The following is a 766-nucleotide window of genomic DNA, read 5'->3' on the forward strand; positions in this document are numbered from 1 at the left end:
ATCGGCCGTTACGGTCGAGCTGTCGCTGGCATAGCTGATCCAGGGATCGCTGGGATTGGGATTGTCGACGGTCGTGCAATTATAGCGGGCCAGCATCGCGGTCGAGCAGCGCGGGCTGACACTCGAACCGCTGGCGATCGCGGCACCGGTCGCGGCGTTGGACACATAGGTGCCGTTCGCCGCCTTTTCCTGACTGAACTCCACCGATGCCGAGAAGCTGTTCTTGATCCCGCCGATGCTGAACTCACCGGACAGGTCGGTCTGGTTCAGCAGGCCGTCGGTCTTGGAATAGCGGGTGTTGGTGCGACGCCAGACCAGACCGCCCGCGGTCGCCGCATTGGCGGCGTTGGTGCCATAGACATTGCCCTGCTGGTCGTCGGGCTGGGTCCAGACATAACCCTGGGTGCTGCGACCGTAGCGGGTGGTGTTGCGCAGCGTCACGCCGCCGAAATCATGTTCGGCGCGGATGGTGAAATTGTCGACATTGGTGTCGCGGAAATCACGATCCTTGAGGCCATAATAAGCGCCGCGCGGGACGCTGATTTCCTTGCCACCGATCGTGGTGAAATCCTGTGCCGGGCCGGTCTCCGTCACGCCGGCCGGGGCATTGCCGATGGTGTAGAGATAGGGAATACCCGAATCCGGCAGCTCTTCGGTGTGAAGATGATAATAGCCGATGGTCAGGCTGGTCGAGCCGTCGAGGCCCAGCTTGACCAGCGGCGCCTCCCCGGACATCACGTCAAGCCAGCTCATGACAGTACACCCG

General features: G+C 62.4%; 1 pseudogene. It reads right to left on the reverse strand.

The features are described 5' to 3' along the window. Positions 1-753: pseudogene (locus ACFC3J_RS22770) on the reverse strand (TonB-dependent receptor); the annotation flags it as partial. Positions 754-766 lie beyond the last annotated feature (13 nt).

This window comes from Sphingobium sp. (genome assembly GCF_041987595.1).
Taxonomy (GTDB): Bacteria; Pseudomonadota; Alphaproteobacteria; order Sphingomonadales; family Sphingomonadaceae; genus Sphingobium.